This is a genomic window from Streptomyces minutiscleroticus, from assembly GCF_014650875.1.
Lineage (GTDB): Bacteria > Actinomycetota > Actinomycetes > Streptomycetales > Streptomycetaceae > Streptomyces > Streptomyces minutiscleroticus.
In genome coordinates this window covers 1-730 of sequence record NZ_BMVU01000230.1, presented here as the reverse complement: position 1 = coordinate 730, position 730 = coordinate 1, and the positions used below count along the sequence as shown (strand labels likewise).

1 pseudogene is annotated in these 730 nt (G+C 71.2%); it reads left to right on the top strand.

What is annotated here, in order from left to right:
• Nucleotides 1-730, top strand: a pseudogene (locus IE271_RS41180) (IS5 family transposase); the annotation flags it as partial.

Sequence of the window (730 nt, the reverse complement as noted above, 5' to 3'; positions counted from 1 at the left end):
TTCCAGGCCCTGCTGGAGGGACTGATCGCGCAGGCCGCCCGGCGGGACGAGGTGGACCTGTCCCTGGTCAGCGTCGACTCCACCACCGTGCGCGCCCACCAGGACGCGGCCGGCATGCACCTGCGCCCGGACGTCCTCACCGCCCTGGAGAAGGCCGCGGCCGAAGAAAAGACCGGGTCAAAGGGGGCGACAACGACGGACGAACCGGACAGGACACCGACCCCGGACGGGCAGAGCGGCGCCGCATCCGGCGCCGGCACCGGCTCCGGCTGAAGGCCGCTCTGCTGGGCCGCTCCCGGGGCGGACAGACCAGCAAGATCCATCTCGCCGGCGACCGCAAGTGCCGCCCGCTGGTGCTGCTCCTGACCGCCGGACAGGCCGCGGACAGCCCGCAGTTCATCCCCGTCCTGAACCAGATGCGCGTCCGTCTGCCCGTGGGCCGCCCGCGCACCCGGCCGGACGCGGCGGCGGGCGATAAGGCCTACTCCTCCCGCGCCAACCGCGCCCACCTGCGCAAACGCCGTATCCGCGCGGTCATCCCGGAGAAGAAGGACCAGCTGGCCAACCGCAAGAAGAAGGGCTCCCAGGGCGGTAGGCCCGTCGACTTCGACGCCGAGCTCTACAAGGAGAGGAACACCGTCGAGCGGCTGATCAACAAGATGAAGGCCTGGCGCGGCATCGCCACCCGGTACGACAAAACCCCGGACAGCTACCTCGCCGGCCTCCACCT